At 66.9% G+C, this 22,092-nt stretch carries 28 protein-coding genes; 14 read left to right on the top strand and 14 right to left on the bottom strand.

Features of this window, described 5'->3' with window-relative positions; all coding sequences use genetic code 11:
• Positions 1–229: 229 nt before the first annotated feature.
• The 6 genes from panB to OF829_RS00785 all read left to right on the top strand — a co-directional run bounded on the left by panB (position 230) and on the right by OF829_RS00785 (position 5,346).
• Complete coding sequence (gene panB, locus OF829_RS00810; RefSeq protein ID WP_264938048.1) at positions 230–1,087, top strand: 3-methyl-2-oxobutanoate hydroxymethyltransferase; 858 nt, start codon at positions 230–232, stop codon at positions 1,085–1,087.
• A 64-nt stretch (positions 1,088–1,151) separates the two neighbouring features.
• Positions 1,152–1,847, top strand: a complete 696-nt coding sequence (locus OF829_RS00805) for a tetratricopeptide repeat protein (protein WP_264938047.1) — start codon at positions 1,152–1,154, stop codon at positions 1,845–1,847.
• On the top strand, positions 1,844–3,169 hold the full coding sequence (locus OF829_RS00800) for an outer membrane protein assembly factor BamB family protein (protein ID WP_264938046.1): 1,326 nt from the start codon (positions 1,844–1,846) through the stop codon (positions 3,167–3,169). Before OF829_RS00805 ends, OF829_RS00800 begins: the two co-directional genes overlap by 4 nt.
• A gap of 107 nt (positions 3,170–3,276) precedes the next feature.
• Complete coding sequence (der, locus tag OF829_RS00795; RefSeq protein ID WP_264938045.1) at positions 3,277–4,653, top strand: ribosome biogenesis GTPase Der; 1,377 nt, start codon at positions 3,277–3,279, stop codon at positions 4,651–4,653.
• Positions 4,650–4,859 (top strand): sulfurtransferase TusA family protein, encoded by a 210-nt coding sequence (locus tag OF829_RS00790; protein WP_264938044.1) that lies wholly within the window; start codon positions 4,650–4,652, stop codon positions 4,857–4,859. Before der ends, OF829_RS00790 begins: the two co-directional genes overlap by 4 nt.
• Before the next feature lie 70 nt (positions 4,860–4,929).
• Positions 4,930–5,346 (top strand): Hpt domain-containing protein, encoded by a 417-nt coding sequence (locus tag OF829_RS00785; RefSeq protein ID WP_264938043.1) that lies wholly within the window; start codon positions 4,930–4,932, stop codon positions 5,344–5,346.
• 8 nt (positions 5,347–5,354) lie between these two features.
• On the opposite strand, the gene bfr is transcribed toward OF829_RS00785, so the two are convergent.
• Positions 5,355–5,840 carry a bacterioferritin gene (gene bfr, locus OF829_RS00780; protein ID WP_264938042.1) on the bottom strand — a complete coding sequence of 162 codons (486 nt, stop codon included), beginning with the start codon at positions 5,838–5,840 and terminating at the stop codon, positions 5,355–5,357.
• 133 nt (positions 5,841–5,973) lie between these two features.
• Positions 5,974–6,144: a (2Fe-2S)-binding protein gene (locus OF829_RS00775; protein ID WP_264938041.1), complete on the bottom strand. Its 171-nt coding sequence runs from the start codon at positions 6,142–6,144 to the stop codon at positions 5,974–5,976.
• A gap of 122 nt (positions 6,145–6,266) precedes the next feature.
• Between OF829_RS00775 and OF829_RS00770 the strand changes: the two genes are divergently transcribed.
• Positions 6,267–6,923, top strand: coding sequence for a hypothetical protein (locus OF829_RS00770; protein ID WP_264938040.1), 657 nt, complete (start codon positions 6,267–6,269; stop codon positions 6,921–6,923).
• Here OF829_RS00770 and OF829_RS00765 read toward each other — a convergent pair.
• The 6 genes from OF829_RS00765 to purL all read right to left on the bottom strand — a co-directional run bounded on the left by OF829_RS00765 (position 6,913) and on the right by purL (position 12,798).
• Positions 6,913–8,160: a DUF418 domain-containing protein gene (locus tag OF829_RS00765; RefSeq protein WP_264938039.1), complete on the bottom strand. Its 1,248-nt coding sequence runs from the start codon at positions 8,158–8,160 to the stop codon at positions 6,913–6,915. The two genes, OF829_RS00770 and OF829_RS00765, sit on opposite strands and share 11 nt — an antisense overlap.
• On the bottom strand, positions 8,157–8,600 hold the full coding sequence (locus tag OF829_RS00760; RefSeq protein WP_264938038.1) for a DUF2243 domain-containing protein: 444 nt from the start codon (positions 8,598–8,600) through the stop codon (positions 8,157–8,159). Before OF829_RS00760 ends, OF829_RS00765 begins: the two co-directional genes overlap by 4 nt.
• A gap of 11 nt (positions 8,601–8,611) precedes the next feature.
• On the bottom strand, positions 8,612–9,061 hold the full coding sequence (locus OF829_RS00755; protein WP_264938036.1) for a hypothetical protein: 450 nt from the start codon (positions 9,059–9,061) through the stop codon (positions 8,612–8,614).
• 29 nt (positions 9,062–9,090) lie between these two features.
• Positions 9,091–9,765 carry a nitroreductase family protein gene (locus tag OF829_RS00750; RefSeq protein ID WP_264938035.1) on the bottom strand — a complete coding sequence of 225 codons (675 nt, stop codon included), beginning with the start codon at positions 9,763–9,765 and terminating at the stop codon, positions 9,091–9,093.
• A gap of 34 nt (positions 9,766–9,799) precedes the next feature.
• Positions 9,800–10,207: a DUF3052 domain-containing protein gene (locus tag OF829_RS00745; RefSeq protein ID WP_264938034.1), complete on the bottom strand. Its 408-nt coding sequence runs from the start codon at positions 10,205–10,207 to the stop codon at positions 9,800–9,802.
• A 341-nt stretch (positions 10,208–10,548) separates the two neighbouring features.
• Positions 10,549–12,798 carry a phosphoribosylformylglycinamidine synthase subunit PurL gene (gene purL / locus OF829_RS00740; RefSeq protein WP_264938033.1) on the bottom strand — a complete coding sequence of 750 codons (2,250 nt, stop codon included), beginning with the start codon at positions 12,796–12,798 and terminating at the stop codon, positions 10,549–10,551.
• A gap of 89 nt (positions 12,799–12,887) precedes the next feature.
• On the opposite strand from purL, the gene OF829_RS00735 reads away from it, so the two are divergent.
• Positions 12,888–13,310 carry a PAS domain-containing protein gene (locus tag OF829_RS00735; protein ID WP_264938032.1) on the top strand — a complete coding sequence of 141 codons (423 nt, stop codon included), beginning with the start codon at positions 12,888–12,890 and terminating at the stop codon, positions 13,308–13,310.
• Here the strand turns inward: OF829_RS00735 and arsC are convergent.
• The 4 genes from arsC to aroQ are packed head-to-tail and all read right to left on the bottom strand — an operon-like array spanning position 13,307 to position 15,959.
• Positions 13,307–13,648, bottom strand: a complete 342-nt coding sequence (gene arsC, locus OF829_RS00730) for an arsenate reductase (glutaredoxin) (RefSeq protein ID WP_264938031.1) — start codon at positions 13,646–13,648, stop codon at positions 13,307–13,309. The genes OF829_RS00735 and arsC overlap by 4 nt on opposite strands.
• Positions 13,645–14,997: an acetyl-CoA carboxylase biotin carboxylase subunit gene (gene accC, locus OF829_RS00725; RefSeq protein ID WP_264938029.1), complete on the bottom strand. Its 1,353-nt coding sequence runs from the start codon at positions 14,995–14,997 to the stop codon at positions 13,645–13,647. The genes arsC and accC overlap by 4 nt, the downstream gene beginning before the upstream one ends.
• Positions 14,998–15,004: 7 nt before the next feature.
• Positions 15,005–15,490, bottom strand: a complete 486-nt coding sequence (gene accB, locus OF829_RS00720; RefSeq protein WP_264938028.1) for an acetyl-CoA carboxylase biotin carboxyl carrier protein — start codon at positions 15,488–15,490, stop codon at positions 15,005–15,007.
• 34 nt (positions 15,491–15,524) lie between these two features.
• Positions 15,525–15,959, bottom strand: a complete 435-nt coding sequence (gene aroQ, locus OF829_RS00715; RefSeq protein WP_264938027.1) for a type II 3-dehydroquinate dehydratase — start codon at positions 15,957–15,959, stop codon at positions 15,525–15,527.
• Positions 15,960–16,053: 94 nt separating this feature from the next.
• On the opposite strand from aroQ, the gene thiS reads away from it, so the two are divergent.
• A complete protein-coding gene (gene thiS / locus OF829_RS00705) occupies positions 16,054–17,085 on the top strand; it encodes a sulfur carrier protein ThiS (protein WP_319951532.1) in 1,032 nt (343 codons plus the stop codon).
• On the top strand, positions 17,085–17,843 hold the full coding sequence (locus tag OF829_RS00700) for an alpha/beta hydrolase (RefSeq protein WP_264938026.1): 759 nt from the start codon (positions 17,085–17,087) through the stop codon (positions 17,841–17,843). Before thiS ends, OF829_RS00700 begins: the two co-directional genes overlap by 1 nt.
• Before the next feature lie 171 nt (positions 17,844–18,014).
• Here the strand turns inward: OF829_RS00700 and OF829_RS00695 are convergent, their stop codons facing one another.
• On the bottom strand, positions 18,015–18,611 hold the full coding sequence (locus OF829_RS00695) for a class I SAM-dependent DNA methyltransferase (RefSeq protein WP_264938025.1): 597 nt from the start codon (positions 18,609–18,611) through the stop codon (positions 18,015–18,017).
• A 97-nt stretch (positions 18,612–18,708) separates the two neighbouring features.
• Between OF829_RS00695 and OF829_RS00690 the strand changes: the two genes are divergently transcribed.
• From OF829_RS00690 to OF829_RS00680, 3 genes are all read left to right on the top strand, one after another.
• Complete coding sequence (locus tag OF829_RS00690; RefSeq protein WP_264938024.1) at positions 18,709–18,879, top strand: CsbD family protein; 171 nt, start codon at positions 18,709–18,711, stop codon at positions 18,877–18,879.
• Positions 18,880–18,963: 84 nt separating this feature from the next.
• Positions 18,964–19,245, top strand: coding sequence for a hypothetical protein (locus OF829_RS00685; protein ID WP_264938023.1), 282 nt, complete (start codon positions 18,964–18,966; stop codon positions 19,243–19,245).
• The gene (locus OF829_RS00680) at positions 19,238–19,618 is read left to right on the top strand and encodes a VOC family protein (RefSeq protein ID WP_264938022.1); all 381 of its coding nucleotides are present in this window, start codon (positions 19,238–19,240) and stop codon (positions 19,616–19,618) included. The genes OF829_RS00685 and OF829_RS00680 overlap by 8 nt, the downstream gene beginning before the upstream one ends.
• An 11-nt stretch (positions 19,619–19,629) precedes the next feature.
• On the opposite strand, the gene OF829_RS00675 is transcribed toward OF829_RS00680, so the two are convergent.
• Positions 19,630–21,282: a thiamine pyrophosphate-binding protein gene (locus OF829_RS00675; protein WP_264938021.1), complete on the bottom strand. Its 1,653-nt coding sequence runs from the start codon at positions 21,280–21,282 to the stop codon at positions 19,630–19,632.
• A 59-nt stretch (positions 21,283–21,341) separates the two neighbouring features.
• On the opposite strand from OF829_RS00675, the gene OF829_RS00670 reads away from it, so the two are divergent.
• Positions 21,342–22,079 carry a glutathione S-transferase family protein gene (locus OF829_RS00670; RefSeq protein ID WP_264938020.1) on the top strand — a complete coding sequence of 246 codons (738 nt, stop codon included), beginning with the start codon at positions 21,342–21,344 and terminating at the stop codon, positions 22,077–22,079.
• Positions 22,080–22,092 lie beyond the last annotated feature (13 nt).

The following is a 22,092-nucleotide window of genomic DNA, read 5'->3' as shown; positions in this document are numbered from 1 at the left end:
GCAATGTTGGATTTCGCCTGCTCCAGTGTGCTGGAAGGGCGGCTCTTTGACATGGCGAATCGACCGGTCGAATCGGTTTCATCCAGCCCCCCTTCTCCAACAAGAACGCGTTTCTCTCTGGGATAAGGTCACCAATGGGACGAACTTGCAGGACCTTATCGCCCGCGCGCGGGGGCGGGCCGGCCGCACGGTTTTGATTGGGCAGGCGGATGCTTTAAGAGGCGTCCCCATGTCCCACCTCACGCTTGACACCGCGACCAGCCGCGCGAACCCGACTCCGGCGCCGATGAAGCGGCTCACCATCCCCGCGATCCGCAATCGCAAGGGCAAGGAGCCGCTGGTGATGCTCACCGCCTATACGGTGCGCATGGCGCAGCTGCTCGATACGCATTGCGACATCTTGCTGGTGGGGGACAGCCTGGGGCAGGTGATCTACGGCCTGCCCTCCACGCTGCCGGTCACGCTCGACATGATGATCGCGCACGGCGCCGCGGTGGTGCGCGGCAGCTATCATTCGGTGGTGCTGATCGACATGCCCTTCGGCAGCTATGAGGCGAGCCTCGAGGCGGCCTTCGCCTCCGCCGCGCGTGTGATGGCCGAAACCGGCGCCGCGGGCGTGAAGATGGAGGGCGGCGAGGCGATGGCGCCCACCGTCCGCTTCCTGTCCGAACGCGGGATTCCCGTGATGGGGCATGTCGGGCTCACGCCCCAGGCGGTGAACACGCTCGGCGGCTATGGCGCGCGCGGCCGCACCAATGCCGAGCACGCCAAGATCATCGCCGATGCGCGCGCCATTGCCGACGCCGGCGCGTTTGCGATCGTGGCCGAGGGCGTGGTCGAAACGCTCGCCAACACCATCACCGCCGAGGTATCGTGCCCGGTGATCGGCATCGGCGCGTCGAACCAGTGCGACGGGCAGGTGCTCGTCACCGAAGACATGCTCGGCCTGTTTGAGCGTACGCCGCGTTTCGTGAAGCGGTTCGACGATCTGGCTGGCCGCATTTCCGCCGCGGTTGAAACCTATGCCGCCGAGGTCAGATCGCGCGCTTTTCCGGGCCCAGAACAAGTCTATCCGGCGCGCGACTGATCGACTATCGCAGGCCCGAAACCGCGGCTAGGGTCCGCGGCCCAGACCACCCATGGAGCAAGTTTTGGCACTCCCCCCTTCCGATACGACGCAAGATGCCTTTGTCCGCGAAGTCGATGAGGAATTCCGGCGCGATCAGCTGTTCGGCCTCTGGCAGAAATATGGGCGGATCGCGATCGGCGCGGTGGTGGGCGGCCTGGCGCTGTTTGCGGCGTTCCTGTGGTGGCAGCATCTGAACGAAGCGAGCGCGGGCCAGACCGGCGAGCAGTTCGACGCGGCGCTGAAGAGCGGCAGCAAGGACGAGCTGATCAAGATCGCCGACGGCAAGGGCGACGGCTATCGCGCGATGGCGCGCTTTGCCCAGGCCGATCTCGCGCTGATGAACAATGACCGCAAGAGCGCCGTCGCGCGGCTCGCGGAGGTCGCCGGCGACGCCAAGCTGCCCCAGCCGCTGCGCGACCGCGCGCTGGTCCAGCAGACCGCGGTCGAATTCGACACGCTTCAGCCCCAGGCGGTGATCGACCGCCTGCGCGGTTTTGCCGCGGCGGGGTCGCCCTGGTTCGGCACCGCGGGCGAGATGGTTGCCATCGCCTATCTCCGCCAGGGCAAGCGCAAGGAAGCGGGCGCGTTGTTCAACCAGCTCGCCCAGGCCCCCGATGGGCAGGTTCCCGAGAGCATTCGTCAACGCGCGGTTCAGCAGGCCGGTGTTCTGGGTGTCTATGCCAACGATCAGCTGACTGAGGACAAGAAGCCAAAATGAACAATTGGGTGAGGTTGGCGATCGCCACCGCGGCGATCGCGTCGCTGGGCGGCTGCAAGATTTTCAAGGGTGAGGACCGCCGCACCCCGGTGGTGGGTCAGCGTATCCCGATCCTGGTTTCGGAAAACGACATCGTTCCCGATCGCGCGCTGCAGTCGGTCGAGGTGCTCGTTCCCGAAGCGGCGACCAACGACGCCTGGTCCCAGCCGGGGGGCAATGCCTCCAAGTCGATGGGCCATCTGACGCTCGGCGAATCGCTCACCAAGGCGTGGAGCGCGCAGATTGCCGGCGGATCGAAGCGCGAGCGGCTCGCCGCCGCGCCGGTGGTCGCCGAAAACCGGCTCTTCGTGATGGATGTCGAGGGCACGGTCACCGCCTTCGCCGCCGATACCGGCGCCAAGCTGTGGGCAGTCGAGACCTCGAAGGACAAGGAAAATCGCGGCGCCCGCTTCGGCGGCGGCGTGAGCACCGATTCGGGCCGCGTCTATGCGACCAACGGTCTCGGTGATCTGGTCGTGCTCGACGCGGCGAGCGGTTCCGAAGTGTGGCGCGTGCATCCGGCGGGCCCGCTGCGCGGCGCGCCGACGATCGATGCCAATGGCCAGGTCTATGTGACCACCCAGGACAACCAGCTGTTCGCGCTCAACGCCGCGGACGGCAAGGTGAGCTGGACCGCCTCGGCCAGCCTCGAGACGCAGGGCGTGTTCGGCGTCGCCGCGCCGGCCGCGGCGCAGGGCACCGTGGTCGCGGGCTTCTCGTCGGGCGAGCTCAACGCCTATCGCTACGAGAACGGCCTGACCCTGTGGGCCGATGTCCTCTCGCGCAGCTCGATGACCACGTCGGTCTCGTCGCTGTCGGATATCGATGCCGAGCCGGTGATCGACGGCGGCATCGTCTATGCCGTCGGCCAGGGCGGGCGCATGGTCGCGATGCAGCTCGCCACCGGCGCGCGTATGTGGGAACAGAATATCGCGGGCATCGCGACCCCCTGGGTCGCGGGCGAGTGGATTTTCGTCGTCACCGACGATGCGCGGCTGCTCTGCATTTCGCGCGCCAGCGGCAAGATCCGCTGGATCTCGCAGTTGCCGCATTTCACGAACGAGAAGAAGCGCGCGGGGCCGATCTCCTGGGTCGGTCCGGTGCTCGCGGGCGGGCGGCTGGTGCTGCTCAACAGCGAGGGCGACATCGTCTCGGCCTCGGTCGCCGACGGCAAGATCACCGCGACGCTGCGCACCAAGCAGAGTCTGTCGCTCGCGCCGATCGTCGCCAACAACATGCTCTATGTCCTCGACGACAAGGGCGGGCTGACCGCGTATCGCTGAACCCCGGCTCCTCCCCGCGGGAGGAGCTTACATCGCCAATTCCGGGCAGCCGGGGCCGCAATGCCCCGGCTGTCGCTTTTCCGGCCCATTGCCTCTAGGTAGCCCGAATGCCCTTACCCACCGTCGCCATCATCGGCCGGCCCAATGTCGGCAAGTCGACATTGTTCAACCGGCTCGTCGGCAAGCGTCTGGCGCTGGTCGATGACCGCCCCGGCGTGACCCGCGACCGGCGCGAGGGCGAGGCGACGCTGCTCGGGCTCGAATTCCGCATCGTCGATACCGCGGGCTTCGAGGATGAGGATCCGAAGACGCTTCCGGGAAGGATGCGCATGCAGACCGAGGCGGCGGTGCGCGAGGCCGATGTCGCCTTGTTCGTGATCGATGCGCGCGCCGGCATCACCCCGCTCGACGAGGAGATCGGCCGCTGGCTGCGCAGCGCCGACGCGCCCGTCGTGCTGATGGGGAACAAGGCCGAGGGCAAGGCGGGCGAGACCGGAATCATCGAGGCGATGGCGTTGGGCTTCGGCGATCCGATCCCCTTCTCGGCGGAGCATGGCGAGGGGCTGGTCGACCTGTTCGAGGCGCTGCGCCCGTTCATCGAGCGCGACGAGGAGGAAGAGGTCGAGGACGAGGATCCCGAGAACCCGGACGCCCCGCTCAAGCTCGCGATCGTCGGGCGGCCCAATGCGGGCAAGTCGACCCTCGTCAACAAGCTGCTCGGCGAGGACCGGCTGATCACCGGGCCCGAGGCCGGGATCACCCGCGACTCGATCGCGATCGACTGGGAATGGCCCGACTCCACCGGAAAACTTCGTAAAGTCCGGCTGATCGACACCGCCGGCATGCGCAAGAAGGCGCGCGTGCAGGACAAGCTCGAGAAGCTCTCGGTCGCCGATGCGCTTCACGCGGTCGATTTCGCCGAGGTGGTGGTGCTGGTGCTCGATTCGACGCTGGGGCTCGAGCTTCAGGACATCAAGATCGCCGACAAGGTGCTCCAGGAGGGCCGCGCGCTTGTCATCGCGCTCAACAAATGGGACGTGGCCGAGAACCAGTCGAGCCTGTTCAACGGCGTGAAGGGCGCGCTCGAGGAGGGGCTGGCGCAGGCGCGCGGCGTGCCCCTGCTCACCATCTCGGGCGCGACCGGCAAGGGGCTCGACACGCTGATCCGCGTCGCCTTCGAAACGCGAGAGGCCTGGTGCCGCCGCGTTTCGACCGGACAGCTCAACCGCTGGTTCGAGCGGGCGCTCGAAGCCAATCCGCCCCCCGCGCCCGGCGGCAAGCGAATCAAGCCGCGCTATGTCACCCAGATCAAGTCGCGCCCGCCCAGCTTCGTGCTGTTCGGCACGCGGGTCGATCTGCTGCCGGAGAGCTATCGCCGCTATCTGGTCAACAGCCTGCGCCGGGAGTTCGATTTCGGCGCAGTGCCGGTGCGCTTCACGATGCGCGCGCCCAAGAATCCGTTCGATACCGACAAGAGCGGATGATCGCCATCGATGCCCGCGGGATGCGCTGCCCCTGGCCGGCGATCCGGCTGGCCAAGGCGTTGCGCGAGCATCCGGGCGAGCCGATCGAGATCCTCGCCGACGATCCCGCGGCCGAGCGCGAACTGACTCAGCTCGCCGATGCTGCAGGTGCGAAGATAAGCCCATTTGAATCCAGCGATTCTCGCGGCTTCCGCGTGGTTCCTTAGCGCGAAATCAACTTGGTGTTTACTTACCGGCATTAAGAACGTTCTCAACTGAGTGAGTGCGGAGTCGGGTATGGACGTGTCTGCCGCGGGTGGTTCGCTGGTGAATTGGGGTGCGTTTTCGCAGGCCCGGGCGGAGCTCGGTGCCAATTTCGTACGCATCCTCGGCTATTTCCGCGAGGACGGCGTCAAGTCGGTCGCCCAGATCGAGGATGCGATGCGCGCGCAAAACGCCACCGCGATGGTGATCCCCGCGCACACGCTCAAGGGCGAATCGCGCCAGTTCGGCGCCGATCCGCTCGCCGAGCTTGCCGAGATGATCGAGCAGATCGCCCGCAACTGCATCGAGACGCACAACACGCCCGAAAAGGCGCTGGAGCATGTCGTCGAGCTGCGTCCGCTGTTCGAGGCGACGCTCACCTTGCTCGAACGCGAAGCCAATCCGCTGGTGGCGCGCCGCCCGGCAGCGTTCGGCCGCCGCGCGAGCTGAACTGCTGCCTACTCGCCCTCGCCCGCGGGCTTGCTGTTGAGCTGGACGTAATTCTCGATCCCCATCCGTTCGATCATCTCGAACTGGGTCTCCAGTGAATCGACATGCTCTTCCTCGCTGTCGAGAATGCGGCGGAACAGGTCGCGGCTGACATAGTCGCGGACGCGCTCGCTATGCTCGATCGCATCCTTGAGCACCGCGATCGCCTCGATCTCGAGCGCGAGATCGGCCTTGAGCGCCTCCTCGACGGTCTCACCGATCCGCAGCCGCCCGAGCAGCTGGAAGTTGGGCAACCCATCCAGAAACAGGATGCGCTCCGACACCATGTCGGCATGCTTCATCTCGTCGATCGATTCGTGGCGCTCGAAATCGGCGAGCCGCTTGACGCCCCAATGATCGAACAGGCGGTAGTGCAGCCAATATTGGTTGATCGCGGTCAGCTCGTTGCGGAGCACCTCGTTGAGATATTCGAGGACCTTGGCGTCACCCTTCATCGTGCTCACCCCTATCGGTTAGGCGCGCGAGTCTAGACGCGAAAGAAGGTGCAGGACAGCGAAAATCTGGCGGAAATCCGCCATTTTTCTAATTGAGAACGCGCTTCAATCGCGGCGCGCGGGCAAGCCGCGCTCAGGCAGCTGCGCGTTCGGAATTGATGATCTCCCGCGCGAACGGGACGCACTGGCCGCATTTGGGCTGGAGCCCGAGCGCCCGGTACGCCTGGCAGGCGCTGGTCGCGCCCTCGCGCGCAGCCGCGCGGACATCGCGTTCCCGGATAGCATTACACACGCAGACGACCATCGAATCCTCGCTCTCGTGAAAAGACTATGGGGCTAATGCGAGTGATTCGCAATGACTATTGCGTGTCGTTCGCAACTTGGCCCGCGCTCGACAAGCGCCGGGGCGCGGCATAGCCTTGGGCGATGTTCGCCACGGTCCTCTCCGCGCTGCTCGCCGCGCCCGCCATTTGCCCCGTTCCCGAATCGATGCCCGCGCTGAGCGAAGCCATGGCGGGCGAGGGCGACGCGGATTGGTGCCTCGACGGCGCCGATCCCTTCGCCATTGCGGGGCCCGACGGGACGCCGCGTCAGCTGGTCTGGCGCGACGAGACCGGGCGGGTTTCGATCACCCAGTGGCGCCGGGGCGGGCCCGATGCGATGCCTGAGGACTGGGAACGGGTCGCCACGCGCCGGCCCAAGGCGGTGCAGCAGGGCCCGTTCCACGAAGTCCTGATCCAGAAGCTCGGCGACAATGTCATCGTCGTGACCGTCAACCCCGCCTGGCGGATCGGCAACGCGGTCTGCGCGGGCGAGGGCGGGGCATCGGCTGCCTATCTGCCCGCGGGCATCGACCCGACCGCGGCCGATCGCGGCGTGATCGATGGGTTGTTCGGCTTCGACGATATCGATCCGGGCAATGTCATGTGCACGCTGCTGCACCCCGATGGCGATGGCTGGCGCCCCCGCCTGCGCGGGCCGCAGGGCAGGCCGCTGCCCGAGATCGACGACTATTATGCGGGGACCGAGATTCGCGTGACCCCGCGGGGCGATTACGCGCGCAACCTCGGCCTCAGCCGCTAGCGGCGGCGCCCTTCATCGGCTGCGGCTCACCCCGCGCGAGGCTGCGCCAGGCCCATTCGAACGGGCCGTAGCGGAAGCGGGCCAGCCAGGGCTTGGACCAGAGCAGGATCAGCGCCCACACCGCGAGCACGACCAGATAGAGTTCGGCGCGGCTCAGCGTGCCGAACCAGCCCAAGCCATAGCCGTAGAAAAGCGTGGTGCAGATCAGGCTGGTGGTCAGATAGTTGGTGAAGGCCATCCGGCCCGCCGCGGCGATCCGCTCGGTCAGCAGCCCGCCGGGCCGCGCGAGCAGCAGGATCAGGGCGGCCCAGCCGAGGAACAGGATCGGGCGCACCGGGGTGGTGAGCACGAACACGGCCGTCATGACGGGCAGCAGCGCGAAATCCCGGTTGATCAGCCAGGCGGCGATCGCGGCATAGGCGGGCACGCCGATCCCGAAGCCGATCCAGGCGAAGCGCCGCAGCCGCGCTCGCGGCCATTCGCCGCGCAGCATGCCGCTGCGCAGCGCCGCCATGCCGAACAGCATATAGGCGATCGTCTCGCTGCCGTAGAGCAGGGCCATCGGCAGCGGCCCCAGCTGGTTGTGTGCGAAGCGGTCGGCGACGATCCCGGCATAGCCGCCGCGGAAGAGCGCGAGCTGGCGTGCATTCTCGGCAGCGCTGGGAATGCCGAAATTGCGGTTGAAATCGTCGATTTGCTTGACCGCATCGGCATAGCCCGGCGCGCCCTCGGGGATCGACTGGAGATAGTGGACGCCGAGCGGCAGCAAGGTGAAGAGCACGGTCTGCACCACCACGAGCATCGCGCCCAGGATCACCATCCGCCGCACCGGCAGCTTGCGCAGCAGGAAGGCGACCATTCCAATCAGCGCGTATCCGCCCAGGATGTCGCCGAACCAGACCAGCCAGAGATGCGCGAGGCCGAACACGAGCAGCCACCCCATCCGGCGGTAATGGACCGAGGCCGGGCTCTCACCCTTGGCCTCGGCGCCCTCGATCACCAGCAGCATCGACGCGCCGAACAGGAAGGAGAAGAGCCCGCGCATCTTGCCGTCGAACAGCACGAAATTGGCGAGATAGGCGGCGAGGTCCCAGCCCTCCGCCCCGCCATAGGCGCGCGGGTTGAAATAGGCTGCCTCGGGCAGGCCGAAGGCGACAATGTTGAGCAGCAATATGCCCATCACCGCCACCCCGCGGACCGTGTCCAGCGTTTGGAGGCGCGCCGGGGCTTCGCTCATCCGCGCTTCGCCACCCACCCGATCGGGAGGCCGACGAGCACGACATGCGCGAACAGCTGCTTGGCGATCGCGAAGCTGTCGGCGGCGGGGAAGGGCACGCCGAAGCGCTGGTGGAGCACCACGCCATACATCACCGCCCACACGCCAACGCCATAGAGCGCGGCGGCGAGCAAGGTGTGGTTGCGGATCAATGCGCTGCGTTCACGCACGAGGATGAACACCGTGGCGATCACCGCCATGATCGCGAAATGGACGAGCAGGCCAATCGCGCTCCCGGCCAGGCCCCATGTACCCGCGCCCGGGATGGGCCCGCTGGCGATCCCCGCGAGCATGCCGAGCGGGTCCTTGCCCTTCATCAGCGTCTCGGTGATCGCCATAGCGATATCGAGCGTGCCCGCGATCAGCGTGGCGGTGACGATCTTTTGCGACGTGCTGCTCATGACGATCCTCCTCAGCCCTTGCGGGCGACCAGTGCGATGGGAATGCCGACCAGGATGAGATGCGCGAAAAGCTGGGTGCCGATGCCCAGCGGGGAGGGCGGCCAGGCGGTAGGGAAGCGCCAGGGCACCACGATCAGATTCATCACCACATAGGTGGCGACGCCGTAGAGCAGGCCCCAGACGACGGGCTGGCGCTTGAGGGCGGGCATCCGGTTCGCCGCGAGGACGAACCCCGTTGCCATGATCGCCATCAGCGCGAAATGGACTGCGAGGCCGGCGCCGGCCGCGGCATCCCCCCAATCCTTGGCATTGGGGAAAGGGCCGCTGGCGACCCCGGTCAGCATCGCGGCAACGCTGCGCTTGCCCATGTAGAGCGTCAGGCAGATCGCGAAGAGGATATCGAGCGTCCCCGCGATCGCGGTTGCCACCATGATGCGGCGACCCGTGCTCCATTCGGCCATGATGCTCTCCCCCCGATTTTGCATGGAGGTTACAGCCAGGAAGCGATCTGCTCCAGCGGCTTCTTCTTGAGCGCGAAGGCGGGCACCGTGGCATCCGCGGCGGGATGGCCGGCGACGATGATCATCAGCGGCTTTTCCTCCGCCGGGCGCCGGCACAGCCGGTTGAAGAAGCGCATCGGATGGGGCGTGTGGGTGAGCGTCGCAATGCCCGCCTGGTGCAGCGACGCGAGCAGCAGGCCGCAGGCGATGCCGACGCTCTCGGTCACATGATAATTCTGCACGCGGGCGGCGGCATCGAACCCCCCCTTGCGCTGCGCGAAGGCGACGATCAGCCAGGGGGCGGTTTCGAGGAAGGGCTTGTCGGGCCCGGTGCCGAGCGGCGACACCGCCTCGAGCCAGGCCTCGCCGGCAACGCCCGCATAGAAATTGCGCTCCTCCTCCTCGGCGGCGACGCGGATCGCGGCCTTGGCTTCGGGCGAGGACACGACCGCGAAATGCCAGGGCTGACGGTTGGCGCCGCTGGGGGCGGTGCCCGCCGCGAAGATCGCCGCCTCGATCACCTCGCGCGGAACCGGCGTGTCGGCGAAATGGCGGCAGCTGCGACGGGTGCGCATCGATTCGAGAAAGGTGTTGGCCCGAGCGATCCGCTCGGCGTCGGAAAGCTCGGGATAGGGCTTCCAGGGCAGGGAATCGGATACCGCCATGGGAATTGGCCTTACGCTGCGGTGCCCGCCTCGCCTAGCGGTGCTCTTTACGTATGACGAGTTTCAGCCCCGACCAGATCGAATCGACCGCGCAGACCTTGATATCGACCAGCCCGGTGGGCAGCGCGACCTCGCGGATCGTGTCCTCGGTGATGTCGGTCGGGACCTTGGATGCCTTCTTGGGCCAGGAGACCCAGATGAATCCCGCCGGATCGATCAGGTCTCGGAGTGCGGCGACGTGCCGTTCGAGTTCGGCGCGCTCGGTGACGAAGATATGCGCGCCCTGCAGCCCGGCGGAGGCGGCCGCCTGCTCCGCGACATTGAGTCCCTCGGCGTCGATTTCGGCGCGGACGCTGTCGGGCATGGCGTGGAACCAGACGCGGAGGCCGGGGACGAGGCCGAGCTTCTTGGCGAGCGGGGTGCCGGAATAGCCTGTAGGCATGGGGTCCTCCTGCGGGCAGTCTAGGCGGGTGGCGGGCCCGCGAAAAGGTCCCGCACATGCGGTCCATTGGTGACCTTTGCCTGAGGGGAAATCGTGCAGTTGATGGAGATGGCGGTGCCACGGCGAGCGGGTTTCGCGATGTCAAAGAGCGGCCCGGAGTGACCGGGCACGAATAGCCAAGCAGGCGAAATCCTACATTGCAAGCCTTGGTAATCCTCCCCCGGAGGGGGAGGGGACCGCCGAAGGCGGTGGAGGGGTAGTTTCCACAAGCGGTATCGCCCGTGGAGACTACCCCTCCGTCAGGCTGCGCCTGCCACCTCCCCCTCCGGGGGAGGATTGGATCAGGCCAGTGCCGCGTCCTCGCCCATCAATGCCAGGAAGAAGCCCTCGTGCGCCGCGCGGAGGTCGGCCAGCGACACCGTCCAGTCGCCCTCGTCGAGCTCGAAGATCAGCCGGTCCTTGATCACCCGGCCGAGCGGATCGGCGGGGACGTCGGCGGCGTGGGCGGCGGCCATGAAGTCGGCCAGGCAGGTATCGCAGACGGTGACGACATACAGGCCCTGGTCCTCGCCGAAAAAGGAGCCGGCGACGCCGAAGGGCTGGGGCTCGTTGACGAGGACGCCGAGACCCGAGGCGAGCGCCATTTCGGCGAGCGTCACCGCGAGGCCGCCGTCGGACACGTCGTGGCACGCGGTGATGGCGCCCTTGGCGATCTGATCGCGGATGAAGTCGCCGGTGCGGCGCTCGGCGGCAAGATCGACATGCGGGGGCGGGCCTTCCTCGCGGCCATGGACTTCGCGCAGCCAGATCGACTGGCCGAGATCGCCGCCGCGCTCGCCGATCGCGAGAACGATATCGCCCGCGCCCTTGAAGGCGATGGTGCAGGACTTGGACCAGTTCGCGAGGAGACCGAGGCCGCCGATCGCCGGGGTGGGGAGGATCGCCGAGCCGCCGCCGGTCGCCTTGGACTCGTTGTAGAGCGAGACGTTGCCCGAGACGATCGGGAAGTCGAGCGCGCGGCAGGCATCGGCCATGCCCTCGAGGCAGCCGACGATCTGGCCCATGATCTCGGGGCGTTGGGGGTTGGCGAAGTTGAGGCAATTGGTGATGGCGAGCGGAGTGGCGCCCACCGCGGTCAGGTTGCGCCATGCCTCGGCGACCGCCTGCTTCCCGCCCTCGACCGGATCGGCGAAACAGTAGCGCGGGGTGCAATCGGTGGTCATGGCGAGGCCCTTTTGGGTGCCATGGACGCGGACCACCGCGGCGTCGCCGCCGGGGCGCTGGATGGTGTCGGCGCCGACCATGTGGTCATATTGCTCCCAGATCCAGCGGCGGCTGGCGATGTCGGGCGAGGCCATCAGCGTGAGCAGGTCCGCGGCGAGATCGGCCGATTCGGGTTCGTCGGCGAGCGGCGCGGGCTTGGGCGTGGGGACGCTCGGCCGGTCGTAGAGCGGGGCCTCGTCCGCCAGCGGGGCGAGGGGGATGTCGGCGACAATCTCTCCCTTCCATTTGAGCACCATGTGCTGCGTGTCGGTGACATGGCCGATGACGGCGAAGTCCAGCTCCCATTTGCGGAAGATCGCCTCGGCTTCGCCCTCGCGCCCGGGCTTGAGCACCATGAGCATCCGCTCCTGGCTCTCGCTCAGCATCATCTCATAGGGGGTCATGCCGGTTTCGCGCTGGGGAACATCGTCCATCACCAGCTCGATCCCGACCCCGCCCTTCGACGCCATCTCGACCGAGGAGGAGGTGAGCCCCGCAGCGCCCATATCCTGGATCGCGACGATCGCATCGGAGGCCATCAGCTCAAGGCAGGCCTCGATCAAAAGCTTCTCGGTGAAGGGATCGCCGACCTGCACGGTGGGGCGTTTTTCGTCCGAATCCTCGCCGAAATCGGCCGAGGCCATGGTCGCGCCATGGATGCCGTCCCTTCCGGTCTTCGACCCTACGTACACGACCGGATTACCGATTCCGGCAGCGGCGGAGTAGAAGATCTTGTCGGCGGGGGCCACACCAACGGTCATGGCGTTGACCAATATGTTGCCATCGTACGCCGGGTGGAAATTTGTCTCTCCACCCACGGTCGGCACCCCAACACAATTTCCGTAACCGCCAATGCCGTGGACGACCCCGGCGATCAGGTGCCGCATCTTGGGATGATCGGGGCGCCCGAAGCGCAGCGCGTTCATGTTCGCGATCGGCCGCGCGCCCATGGTGAAGACGTCGCGCAGGATACCGCCCACGCCGGTCGCCGCGCCCTGATAGGGTTCGATGTACGAGGGGTGGTTGTGGCTCTCCATCTTGAAGATCGCGGCCTGGGGACGCCCGTTCTCATCTGGGCCGATATCGACCACGCCGGCATTCTCGCCGGGTCCGCAGATGACCTGGGGGCCGGTGGTCGGGAGCTTTTTCAGATGGATGCGGCTCGATTTGTAGCTGCAATGCTCGGACCACATGACCGAGAAGATGCCGAGCTCGGTGAGGTTCGGCTCGCGCCCCATCGCGTGCAGGACGCGCTCATATTCCTCGGGGGACAGGCCGTGCTCGGCGACGATCTCGCCCGTTATTTCTTGGGAGGTGATCTGGGTCATGCCCGGTGCCCTTAGCGGGGGCTTGGCGGTTCGTCACCCCGGGGCGGGCGGATAACCCGCCGTTAAGCCCGGCAGCCTAGATTAATCGCATGGGATCGCTGCATATTCCGCCCCAGCACCTCGTCAGCTGCCGACTCGCCGAACGCGCGGCAATGGATGCGGACCTGCCCCCGGCACTCGCCGCCGCCTGGCGCTGCGATCTCTCCGACGACAGCCTCAGCTGGACCGCCGGCGTGTTCGACCTGTTCGGCATTCCGCAAGGCGAGCGAGTCGACCGGCGCGAGATCGTCGGCATGTATTGCGAGGAATCGCGCGAATTGCTCGACCGGCTGCGCGCCGAAGCCATCGCCACTTGCGGCAGCTTCACCTTCGAGGCGCGAATCCACCGGCGCGACGGCGAGATGCGCTGGATGCGCGTGACCGCCGATGTCGAGGTCAAGAACGGCCGGGCAACGCATCTCTATGGCATGAAGCAGGATATCACCGGCGAGATGGCCTCGCCTGAAGCCTAGAGGATCTCGCGCACCTTCTCGGGCGGGCGGCTGAGGCGGACGCCTTTGCCGGTCTCCACCAGCGGGCGTTCGATCAGGATCGGGTTGGCGACCATCGCGTCGAGGATCATCGCATCGCCGGCGTCCCTGGGGAGCGCCTTGGCCGGGTCCTCGCCCCAACGCAGTCCGTCGCGGGGCGAGATCCCCGCGCGGGCGTAGAGATCGGCGAGGCGCGCGCGGCTGGGCGGATGCTTGAGATAGTCGATGATCTCGACCTCGACGCCGGGCGTGCCCTGCAGGATCGCCAGCGTCTCGCGCGACTTGGAACAGCGCGGGTTATGCCAGATCGTCGCCTTCACGGCTCCTGCCTCGCCAGCCACTCCTCCAGCCATTTGATCGTGTAGTCGCCTTCCTGGAACTGCGGATCGTCGAGCAGCGCCTGGTGGAGGGGGATGGTGGTCTTCATCCCTTCGATCACGAACTCCTCGAGTGCGCGGCGCAGGCGGCGAAGCGCTCCCTGGCGGGTGGTGCCGTAGACGATCAGCTTGGCGATCATCGAGTCGTAATAGGGCGGCACCTTGTAGCCGGCGTAGAGGCCGGAATCGACGCGGACATTCATGCCCCCGGGGGCGTGATACTGCTTCACAAGCCCGGGCGAGGGGGCGAAGGTGCGCGGGTCCTCGGCATTGATGCGGCATTCGATCGCATGGCCGCGGAACTGGACGTCTTCCTGCCGCAGCGTCAGGCCATGGCCTTCCGCGATGCGGATCTGTTCGCGGACGAGGTCGAGCCCGGTGATCGCCTCGGTCACCGGATGCTCGACCTGGAGGCGCGTGTTCATCTCGATGAAGTAGAACTCGCCGGCTTCCCACAGGAACTCGATCGTGCCTGCGCCGCGATAGGCCATGTCGGCCATCGCCTTGGCGCAGATCGTGCCGATGCGGTTGCGCTCCTCGGTCGAGAGGACCGGGGAGGGGGCCTCTTCGAGCACCTTCTGGTGGCGGCGCTGGAGCGAGCAGTCGCGCTCGCCCAGATGGATCGCGTTGCCCTCACCGTCGCCGAACACCTGGATTTCGATATGGCGCGGATTGCCGAGATATTTTTCGAGATAGACGGTGGCATCGCCGAACGCCGCCTTGGCCTCGCTGCCCGCCTGCAGCATCTGGGTCTCGAGATCGGCGGGGTTGGTGACGACCTTCATCCCGCGCCCGCCGCCGCCCGAGGCGGCCTTGATGATGACGGGGTAGCCGGCCTTTTCGGCGATCTTCTTGGCTTCGCCGACATCGCTGATCGCGCCGTCCGAGCCGGGGACGAGGGGGAGGCCGAGCGCGCCCGCGGTGCGCTTGGCCTCGATCTTGTCGCCCATAGTCCGGATATGCTCGGGCTTGGGCCCGACGAAGATGATGCCGTGCGCCTCGATGATCTCGGCGAACTTGGCGTTTTCGGAGAGGAAACCGTAGCCCGGATGGATCGCATCGGCGCCCGAGATTTCGGCGGCGGAGATGATCGCGGGGATGTTGAGATAGCTTTGCGCGGCGGGCGGCGGCCCGATGCAGATCGCCTCGTCGGCGAGGCGGACATGCATCGCCTCCGAATCGGCGGTGGAATGCACCGCGACCGTCTTGATCCCCATCTCGTGGCAGGCGCGGTGGATGCGCAGGGCAATCTCGCCGCGATTGGCGATCAGCAGCTTTTCGATTTTCTTCACGTGTGACCTACTCGACCACGACGAGCGGCTGATCGAACTCGACCGGTTGGCCATTATCGACCAGCACCGCGGTGACGGTGCCGCCCGCGGGCGCGGCGATCGGGTTCATCGTCTTCATCGCCTCGATGATCAGCAGCGTTTCGCCCGCGCTCACCTTCTGCCCGACCGCGACGAAGGGCGGCGATTCGGGATTGGGCGAGAGATAGGCGGTGCCGACCATCGGCGACTTGACCGCGTTGGCGGCGCTGGGCGCGGGGGCAGGGGCCTCGGCGGGAGCGGCCGCAACCGGAGCGGCGGGAGCAGCAGCGGGCGCCACGGGCGCGGGGGCCGCGGCCGCCACCACCTGCTGCGCGGCCTTGCGCGCGACGCGGATGCGGCGGGCGCCGTCCTCGACCTCGATCTCGGTCAGCTGGGTCTCGTCGAGCACTGCGGCGAGCTGGCGCACGATGTCGATATCGACCTTCATCGCCCCGTCATTGTTCTTGTCGGTCATTTGTGTGCGTCTTCCGATGAAACCGCGCCCTCTGTCAGAGTAGCGCGGCGGCTTCAAGCGCAAGCATGTACGATAGCGCGCCGAAACCGGCGATGGTTCCCTTTGCGCCGCGCCCGACCCAGCTGTGATGGCGGAACGACTCGCGGGCATGGGGATTGGAGAGATGCACCTCGATCACGGGCACGCGGATCGCCTGCGAGGCATCGTACAGCGCCTGGGAGGTGTGGGTGAGCGCCCCGGCATTGAGGATGATCGCTTTTGCGCCCACCGCCTGCGCCTCGTGCATCCAGTCGAGCAGATGCCCCTCGTGATTCGACTGGCGCAGATCGACGGTGAGATCGAGCTGGCGCGCGCGGTCTTCCATCCGCCCGGCGATGTCGTCGAGCGTGTCGGTGCCATAGATTTCGGGCTCGCGCGTCCCCAGCAGGTTGAGGTTGGGACCGTTCAAGACGAAGACGATGCCGGCCATGTTGCCCCTTCGCGCCAAATTACCGATCTAAGTTGCGGCTTGCGTGCGGGCCCTCCTATATGACCGCTCGTCAGCGATCAAATCGGACATTTTCGTGCACAGCGACGGCACCGTTTCCATCACCGTCAACGGCGAACACAAGCGCGTGGCCGCCGGACTCAATCTCTTGCAGCTTGCCGTGGAGCTGGGGCTGAGTCCCGAAAAGCTCGCGGTCGAGCGCAACCTCGAAGTGGTGCCGCGCTCGACGCTGGGCGAGGTGATCGTCGAGGATGGCGACGATCTGGAGATCGTCCATTTTGTTGGTGGTGGCGACCATCCGGTCGCGGGGGGCGGCGGGGATCATGCCCGGCCGGTGGACGAGGACATATGGACCGTCGCGGGCAAGACCTTCCGGTCGCGGCTGATCGTCGGCACCGGCAAGTATAAGGATTTCGAGCAGAACGCAGCGGCGGTGGCCGCAAGCGGCGCGGAGATCGTCACCGTTGCGGTGCGGCGGGTGAATGTCAGCGACCCCAAGGCGCCGATGCTCACCGACTATATCGACCCCAAGAAGATCACCTATCTGCCCAACACCGCGGGCTGTTTCGACGCCGAATCGGCGATCCGAACGCTCAGGCTGGCGCGCGAGGCGGGGGGCTGGGAGCTGGTGAAGCTCGAAGTGCTGGGCGAGGCGCGGACGCTCTATCCCGACATGGTCGAGACGCTGCGTGCAACCGAGATATTGGCCAAGGAGGGGTTCCTGCCGATGGTCTATTGCGTCGATGATCCGATTGCCGCCAAGCGGCTCGAGGATGTCGGCGCGGTGGCGATCATGCCGCTGGGCGCACCGATCGGATCGGGGCTGGGCATCCAGAACCAGGTGACGATCCGGCTGATCGTCGAGGGCGCCAAGGTGCCGGTGCTGGTCGATGCGGGGGTGGGCAGCGCGAGCGACGCGGCGGTGGCGATGGAGCTTGGCTGCGACGGCGTGCTGATGAACACCGCGATCGCCGAGGCAAAGGACCCGGTGATGATGGCGGCGGCGATGAAGGCGGCGGTCGAGGCCGGGCGGCTCTCCTATCGCGCCGGGCGGATGGGCAAAAGGCGCTACGCCGATCCCTCCAGCCCGCTGGCGGGGCTGATCTGATGCGCTGGGCGGCGCTGCTGCTTGCGGTGCTGGCGCTTTCGGCGTGCAACCGGCCGGTTGCTCCCAAGACCGATGTGAGCACGCGGACCGAACAGGTGCAGTTCAAGGCGGCGGACGGCGTCGAGGTGTTCGGCACCTGGTCGCAGCCCGCCAACCCGCGCGCGATCATCCTGCTCTTCCACCAGGCGGGGTCGGGGCAGGGCGAATATCTCACCATCGCGCCGCGGCTGAACGCCGAGGGCTTCGCGACGCTGACGATCGACGCGCGCGCGGGCGGCGGCCTGTTCGGCGGCAACTGGACGGTGAAGAAGCTGGGGCATGAGGGATCGTATCTCGAGGCGCGCCAGGATCTGGAGGCGGCGCTCGCCTGGGCGAGCACGAAAAAGCTGCCGGTGATCCTGTGGGGCAGCAGCTATTCGGCCTCGCTCGTCTTCCTGATCGCGGCCGAGCATCCCGAGGTGAAGGCGCTGCTCGCCTTTTCCCCGGGCGAATATTTCGACGGCAAGCCTGCGGTCGGACCGGCGGCTTCCCGGGTGGCGGCGCCGGTGTTCGTCACCTCGGCGCAGGACCAGGGCGAGATCGCGGCGGCGAAAGCGCTGATCGATGTGGTCCCCGCGGCCAACAAGCGCCAGTTCGCGCCGGTGAAGGGCGGGGTGCACGGTTCCTCGATCCTGATCCGCGAGAAGAACCCCGGCGGGGCGGAGGATGCGTGGTCGGCGGTGCTGGCGTTCCTCGATGGGGTGGTACCGCGCCCTTAGCTTCCTCCCATTGATAGCGTAGCTTGGAGAGGGGTAGAGCGAGGCGAAGCCTCGCGCGCTTGCAAGTGCAAGCGCACCCCCTCACCCAGCCCCGACTAAGCCCGCGCTGAAGAAGCGCGGACTAAGTCTGCGCAACCCTCTACCCCTTGCAGGGGGCGAGGGGAGAAGGCGCTAACCCGTCTTGCGCGCCAGCCACACTGTCCGCCCGCCGGTCGCCTGATCGTCAGGGGCGTGCGCCACCTCGGTCAGGCCGAAGAGGCGGAACAATTCTCGATATTCATAGGGTTCGAGGCTGGCATGGTAGAGCGGGTCGCCGAATTGTTCGCCCACCACTTCGCCGCGCGTGGGGCCCGAGTTGAACAGCAGCGCGCCGCCATGCTCGAGCCAGCCGCCGATCTTGTAGAGCATGTCGGCCTGATCCTGGTGCGCCAGGTGGAACAGGCTGTCCCAGGCGAGCACGCCGTGGAATTTCCGACCCATCGCCGCTCGCCGCATGTCCGCGCGCAGCCAGGTGTGGCGGCCGAAGCGCGTGCGCGCGAGCGAGATCATCCGCTCCGACACGTCGACCCCGGTGAGCTGGTGGCCCGTATCGATCAGGTAGCGGTCGATCGGCTCACCGCCGCCGCAGCCGAGATCGAGGATATGCCCGCCCTTGGGCACCGCGAGCAGGAAACGATCGAGCCAATGCTGTTCGACGAAGTTCCGCCGACGCGCCTCGTCAAAAGCGTGCGCGTGGCGTTCATAATGTTCAGCGATCCGGTCCGGCATCGCTTCCTCCCCCGCGAAGGCCCCTTTCCGGGAACCCCTTCCCCGGTCCATCCGTTTGAAACACAGACGGAAATTGCTCCGCATCCAGGAGGATAGCATGGGTGAACTGACGGACAAGATCAAAGGCAATGTCAACGAACTGGTCGGCAAGGCCAAACAGCGTAGCGACGATCCCGATACGCGCGACGAGGGCGTGGCGCAGGAGATCAAAGGCAAGGCCGAACAGACGATCGGCAAGCTCAAGGGCGCGCTGGGCGACGATATCTGAGCCCCGCGGGGCCGCGATGGAGGGCCGTTCCGCGAAGGCGGGGCGGCCCTTTTTCGTGCGCGAAGGCCGCTTTACAAGCGGGGCATGGCGGCGCCCGATCTCAAGACGCCCGAGGGCATCAGCGCCTATCGCGCCGAGCTGAGCCGCGTCGCGCGTGCCTGGCGCTGGACCGGGCTGGCTATCGTCACGCTGGCGGCATTCGGCTTCGTCCAGACTGCGCGGCTCGATCTGCCGCTGTTCGGCAGCCCGCTGGGACTTGCCACCGTGGCGGGGCTGGCAATCGGCTGGGGATTGGCGATCACTGGCATGATCAAGCGGACACGCTATCACAAGGTCCGGATGGCGGGAGAACGGGACAATGTCTGAGACCTGGAGCGTCGCCCCGGTGCTGGTGGTGCGCAACGTCACGGCGAGCATCGCCTATTGGCGCGACAAGATGGGCTTCGAGGTGGTCGGCACCTTCAAGGACCCGCCGGTGATGGCGTTCGTTGCGCGGGCGGGCGTGCAGTTCATGCTGCAGGGCAATGGCAGCAATCCGATCCCCGGCACCAATCGCGGCTATATGGCGGGGATCTGGGACGCGCATGTCTGGGTCGATGACGCCGATGCGCTCCATGCCGATATGAAGGCGCGCGGGGCGACGGTCAGCGACCCGTGCGATACCTTCTACAATAATCGCGAGTTCGAGGTGACCGATCCCGACGGCTATATCATCGCCTTCGGGAGCGCGATCAAATAGGGGACTGTCCCCTATTTGTTGCGGATCGCCGAGATGGTGGTGCCGGCGGTGATGAACTCGACATCGGTCTTGAGGTGGAGCAGCCGGACGCCCTTCTCAGCCATCGCCCGTTCGAGCGCGGGGGCGAACTCGGCGGTGGTCTCTACCGTTTTCGCCCAGGCGCCATAGGCGCGGCCGAGTGCCGCGAAATCGGGGTTATGGAGCGTCGTGCCGCTGAGGCGCGCGGGATATTCGCGCTCCTGGTGCATGCGGATCGTGCCATAGGCCGAATTGTCGATGATGAGGACGAGGATGTCGGCACCATGCTGGATCGCGGTGGCGAGTTCCTGCCCGTTCATCATGAAATCGCCATCGCCCGCGAGCGCGACCACGGTCCGCTCGGGCGCGCGCAGCGCCGCGGCGACCGCGGCGGGGACGCCATAGCCCATCGCGCCGGCGGTGGGGGCGAGCTGGCTCGGCTGGGGGCCATAATGCCAGTAGCGGTGCCACCAGCCCGAGAAATTGCCCGCGCCGTTGCAGATGATGCTGTCGGCGGGAAGGCGTTCGCGCATCGCGGCGACGCAGAGGCCGAGGTCGAGCTTGACGCCGTCGCGAGGCTTGGGGGTGGACCAGTCGAGCCATTCGGCATGGGCGGCGGCGCCGTCGAACGCCGGGAGGTCGACTTCCTCTTCGGCCGCGGCCGATACCGCGAACTCGAACGGCCGCGCGCAGATCGGCAGATCGACCCGATAGGCGCGGTTGAGTTCGTTGGGGTCCGGGTGGACATGGATCAGCGTCTGGCCGGGATGGTCGAGCGTGACGAGCGTATAGCCATCGGTCGTCGCCTCGCCGAGCCTCGCCCCGACCACGAGGAGCAGATCGGCATCCTTGATCCGCTGAACGAGCTTGGGGTTCGGCCCATAGCCGAGATTGCCGGCCCAGACCGGCGAGCTGTTGAGGATCGCATCCTGCCGCCGGAAGGCGCCCGTGACGGGCAGGCCGATCCGCTCTGCGAAGCGGGCGAAATCCTGCCCCGTCTCCGCATCCCAGCCCGCGCCTCCGACGATCGCGATCGGGCGCTTGGCGGCGGCGAGCATCTCGAACATCTGGTCGAGATCATAGGCATTGGGGCTCTGCAGCGCCGGGGCGAGCTCGGGCCGGTCGACCGCCTCGACAACATCGCACAGCATATCCTCGGGGAGCGCGATCACCACCGGTCCCGGCCGCCCGCTCATCGCCACATTCCACGCCCGCGCGACATATTCGGGGATCCGCCGCGCATCTTCGATCCGCGTTGCCCACTTTGCGATCGGCCCGAAAAAGGCCGGGAAATCGACTTCCTGGAACCCCTCGCGGTCGCGCATGCCGCGGTCGACATCGCCGATGAACAGGATCATCGGCTGCGAATCCTGCATCGCGACATGGACGCCGATGCTCGCGTTGGTCGCGCCGGGCCCGCGCGTCACGAAGGCGACGCCCGGCCGCTGCGTCATCGCGCCGTCGGCGCAGGCCATGAAACCCACGCCGCCTTCCTGGCGGCAGGTGACGAGATCGATCATCGGCGTATCGTGGAGCGCGTCGAGCACCGCGAGGAAGCTCTCGCCGGGGACGTGGAAGATACGGTCGCAGCCCTGGGCGACGAGATTGTCGACGAGGATGCGGCCGCCGGTGCGTTTCTGAGTCATGGCGCGTGTCTCTAGACCGCTCATCGGCGCTTGGCTAACCCCGGGGCACGGAGGAAACCATGCTCATCATCGGCAGTCACGTCTCGCCCTATGTCCGCAAGGTCCTGGTCGCGCTGGCGATCAAGGGGCTCATCCATGAGGTCGATCCGATCACGCCCTTTTTCGGCAATGACGAGTTCTCGAAGCTGAGCCCGCTCAGGCGCATACCCGTGCTGATCGATGGCGATCTGGTGCTCAACGATTCGACGGTGATCTGCGAATATCTCGACGAGGCCTATCCGCAGCCGCTGCTGATGCCGGCGAGCCCGGCTGACCGTGCCCGCGCGCGGTGGATGGAGGAATTCGCCGACAGCCGGCTGGGCGACCTGATCATCTGGCGGCTCTTCTACCGCCGGATCGTGGCGCCGCGGGTCTACAAGCTCGCGCCCGACGAAGCGGAAATCGCCAAGGTTACCGATGTCGAGCTGCCGGCCGCGATGGACTGGATCGAGGAGCGCGCGCCGGCCGAGGGCTTTCTGTTCGGCCATCTCTGCATCGCCGACATCAGCTATGCCTGTTTCTTCCGCAACGCCCTGCTCGCGGGCTGGACGATCGACGCGGCGCGCTGGCCCAGGACCGCGGCGTGGATCGCGCGGGTGGAGGCGGTGCCAGCCTTTGCCGATACGATCCGGTTCGAGACCGCGATCGTGAGCTCGCCCATGGCCGAGCGCCGCGAGGCGCTGATCGCGGCAGGAGCGAAACTGTCCGAAAAGACCTATGGCGAGGCGGCACCCCGCGCGAGCATCATGCTGGGCTGAAACGAAGAACCGC

The organism is Sphingomonas caeni (assembly GCF_026013415.1).
Lineage (GTDB): Bacteria > Pseudomonadota > Alphaproteobacteria > Sphingomonadales > Sphingomonadaceae > Sphingomonas > Sphingomonas caeni.
This window is presented reverse-complemented; position numbering and strand designations above follow the sequence as displayed.

Excerpts from the sequence above, each read along its gene's own strand:
- OF829_RS00785 (WP_264938043.1), top strand. The coding sequence starts at position 4,930 with ATGGACGTGTCTGCCGCGGGTGGTTCGCTGGTGAATTGGGGTGCGTTT.
- panB (WP_264938048.1), top strand. The coding sequence starts at position 230 with ATGTCCCACCTCACGCTTGACACCGCGACCAGCCGCGCGAACCCGACT.
- OF829_RS00680 (WP_264938022.1), top strand. The coding sequence starts at position 19,238 with ATGTCTGAGACCTGGAGCGTCGCCCCGGTGCTGGTGGTGCGCAACGTC.
- OF829_RS00670 (WP_264938020.1), top strand. The coding sequence starts at position 21,342 with ATGCTCATCATCGGCAGTCACGTCTCGCCCTATGTCCGCAAGGTCCTG.
- OF829_RS00745 (WP_264938034.1), bottom strand. The coding sequence starts at position 10,207 with ATGCCTACAGGCTATTCCGGCACCCCGCTCGCCAAGAAGCTCGGCCTC.
- bfr (WP_264938042.1), bottom strand. The coding sequence starts at position 5,840 with ATGAAGGGTGACGCCAAGGTCCTCGAATATCTCAACGAGGTGCTCCGC.
- OF829_RS00770 (WP_264938040.1), top strand. The coding sequence starts at position 6,267 with ATGTTCGCCACGGTCCTCTCCGCGCTGCTCGCCGCGCCCGCCATTTGC.
- OF829_RS00735 (WP_264938032.1), top strand. The coding sequence starts at position 12,888 with ATGGGATCGCTGCATATTCCGCCCCAGCACCTCGTCAGCTGCCGACTC.
- aroQ (WP_264938027.1), bottom strand. The coding sequence starts at position 15,959 with ATGGCCGGCATCGTCTTCGTCTTGAACGGTCCCAACCTCAACCTGCTG.
- OF829_RS00700 (WP_264938026.1), top strand. The coding sequence starts at position 17,085 with ATGCGCTGGGCGGCGCTGCTGCTTGCGGTGCTGGCGCTTTCGGCGTGC.
- purL (WP_264938033.1), bottom strand. The coding sequence starts at position 12,798 with ATGACCCAGATCACCTCCCAAGAAATAACGGGCGAGATCGTCGCCGAG.
- der (WP_264938045.1), top strand. The coding sequence starts at position 3,277 with ATGCCCTTACCCACCGTCGCCATCATCGGCCGGCCCAATGTCGGCAAG.
- OF829_RS00695 (WP_264938025.1), bottom strand. The coding sequence starts at position 18,611 with ATGCCGGACCGGATCGCTGAACATTATGAACGCCACGCGCACGCTTTT.
- OF829_RS00755 (WP_264938036.1), bottom strand. The coding sequence starts at position 9,061 with ATGGCCGAATGGAGCACGGGTCGCCGCATCATGGTGGCAACCGCGATC.
- OF829_RS00765 (WP_264938039.1), bottom strand. The coding sequence starts at position 8,160 with ATGAGCGAAGCCCCGGCGCGCCTCCAAACGCTGGACACGGTCCGCGGG.
- OF829_RS00775 (WP_264938041.1), bottom strand. The coding sequence starts at position 6,144 with ATGGTCGTCTGCGTGTGTAATGCTATCCGGGAACGCGATGTCCGCGCG.
- OF829_RS00675 (WP_264938021.1), bottom strand. The coding sequence starts at position 21,282 with ATGACTCAGAAACGCACCGGCGGCCGCATCCTCGTCGACAATCTCGTC.
- accB (WP_264938028.1), bottom strand. The coding sequence starts at position 15,490 with ATGACCGACAAGAACAATGACGGGGCGATGAAGGTCGATATCGACATC.
- OF829_RS00690 (WP_264938024.1), top strand. The coding sequence starts at position 18,709 with ATGGGTGAACTGACGGACAAGATCAAAGGCAATGTCAACGAACTGGTC.
- OF829_RS00760 (WP_264938038.1), bottom strand. The coding sequence starts at position 8,600 with ATGAGCAGCACGTCGCAAAAGATCGTCACCGCCACGCTGATCGCGGGC.
- OF829_RS00800 (WP_264938046.1), top strand. The coding sequence starts at position 1,844 with ATGAACAATTGGGTGAGGTTGGCGATCGCCACCGCGGCGATCGCGTCG.
- OF829_RS00685 (WP_264938023.1), top strand. The coding sequence starts at position 18,964 with ATGGCGGCGCCCGATCTCAAGACGCCCGAGGGCATCAGCGCCTATCGC.
- OF829_RS00750 (WP_264938035.1), bottom strand. The coding sequence starts at position 9,765 with ATGGCGGTATCCGATTCCCTGCCCTGGAAGCCCTATCCCGAGCTTTCC.
- OF829_RS00790 (WP_264938044.1), top strand. The coding sequence starts at position 4,650 with ATGATCGCCATCGATGCCCGCGGGATGCGCTGCCCCTGGCCGGCGATC.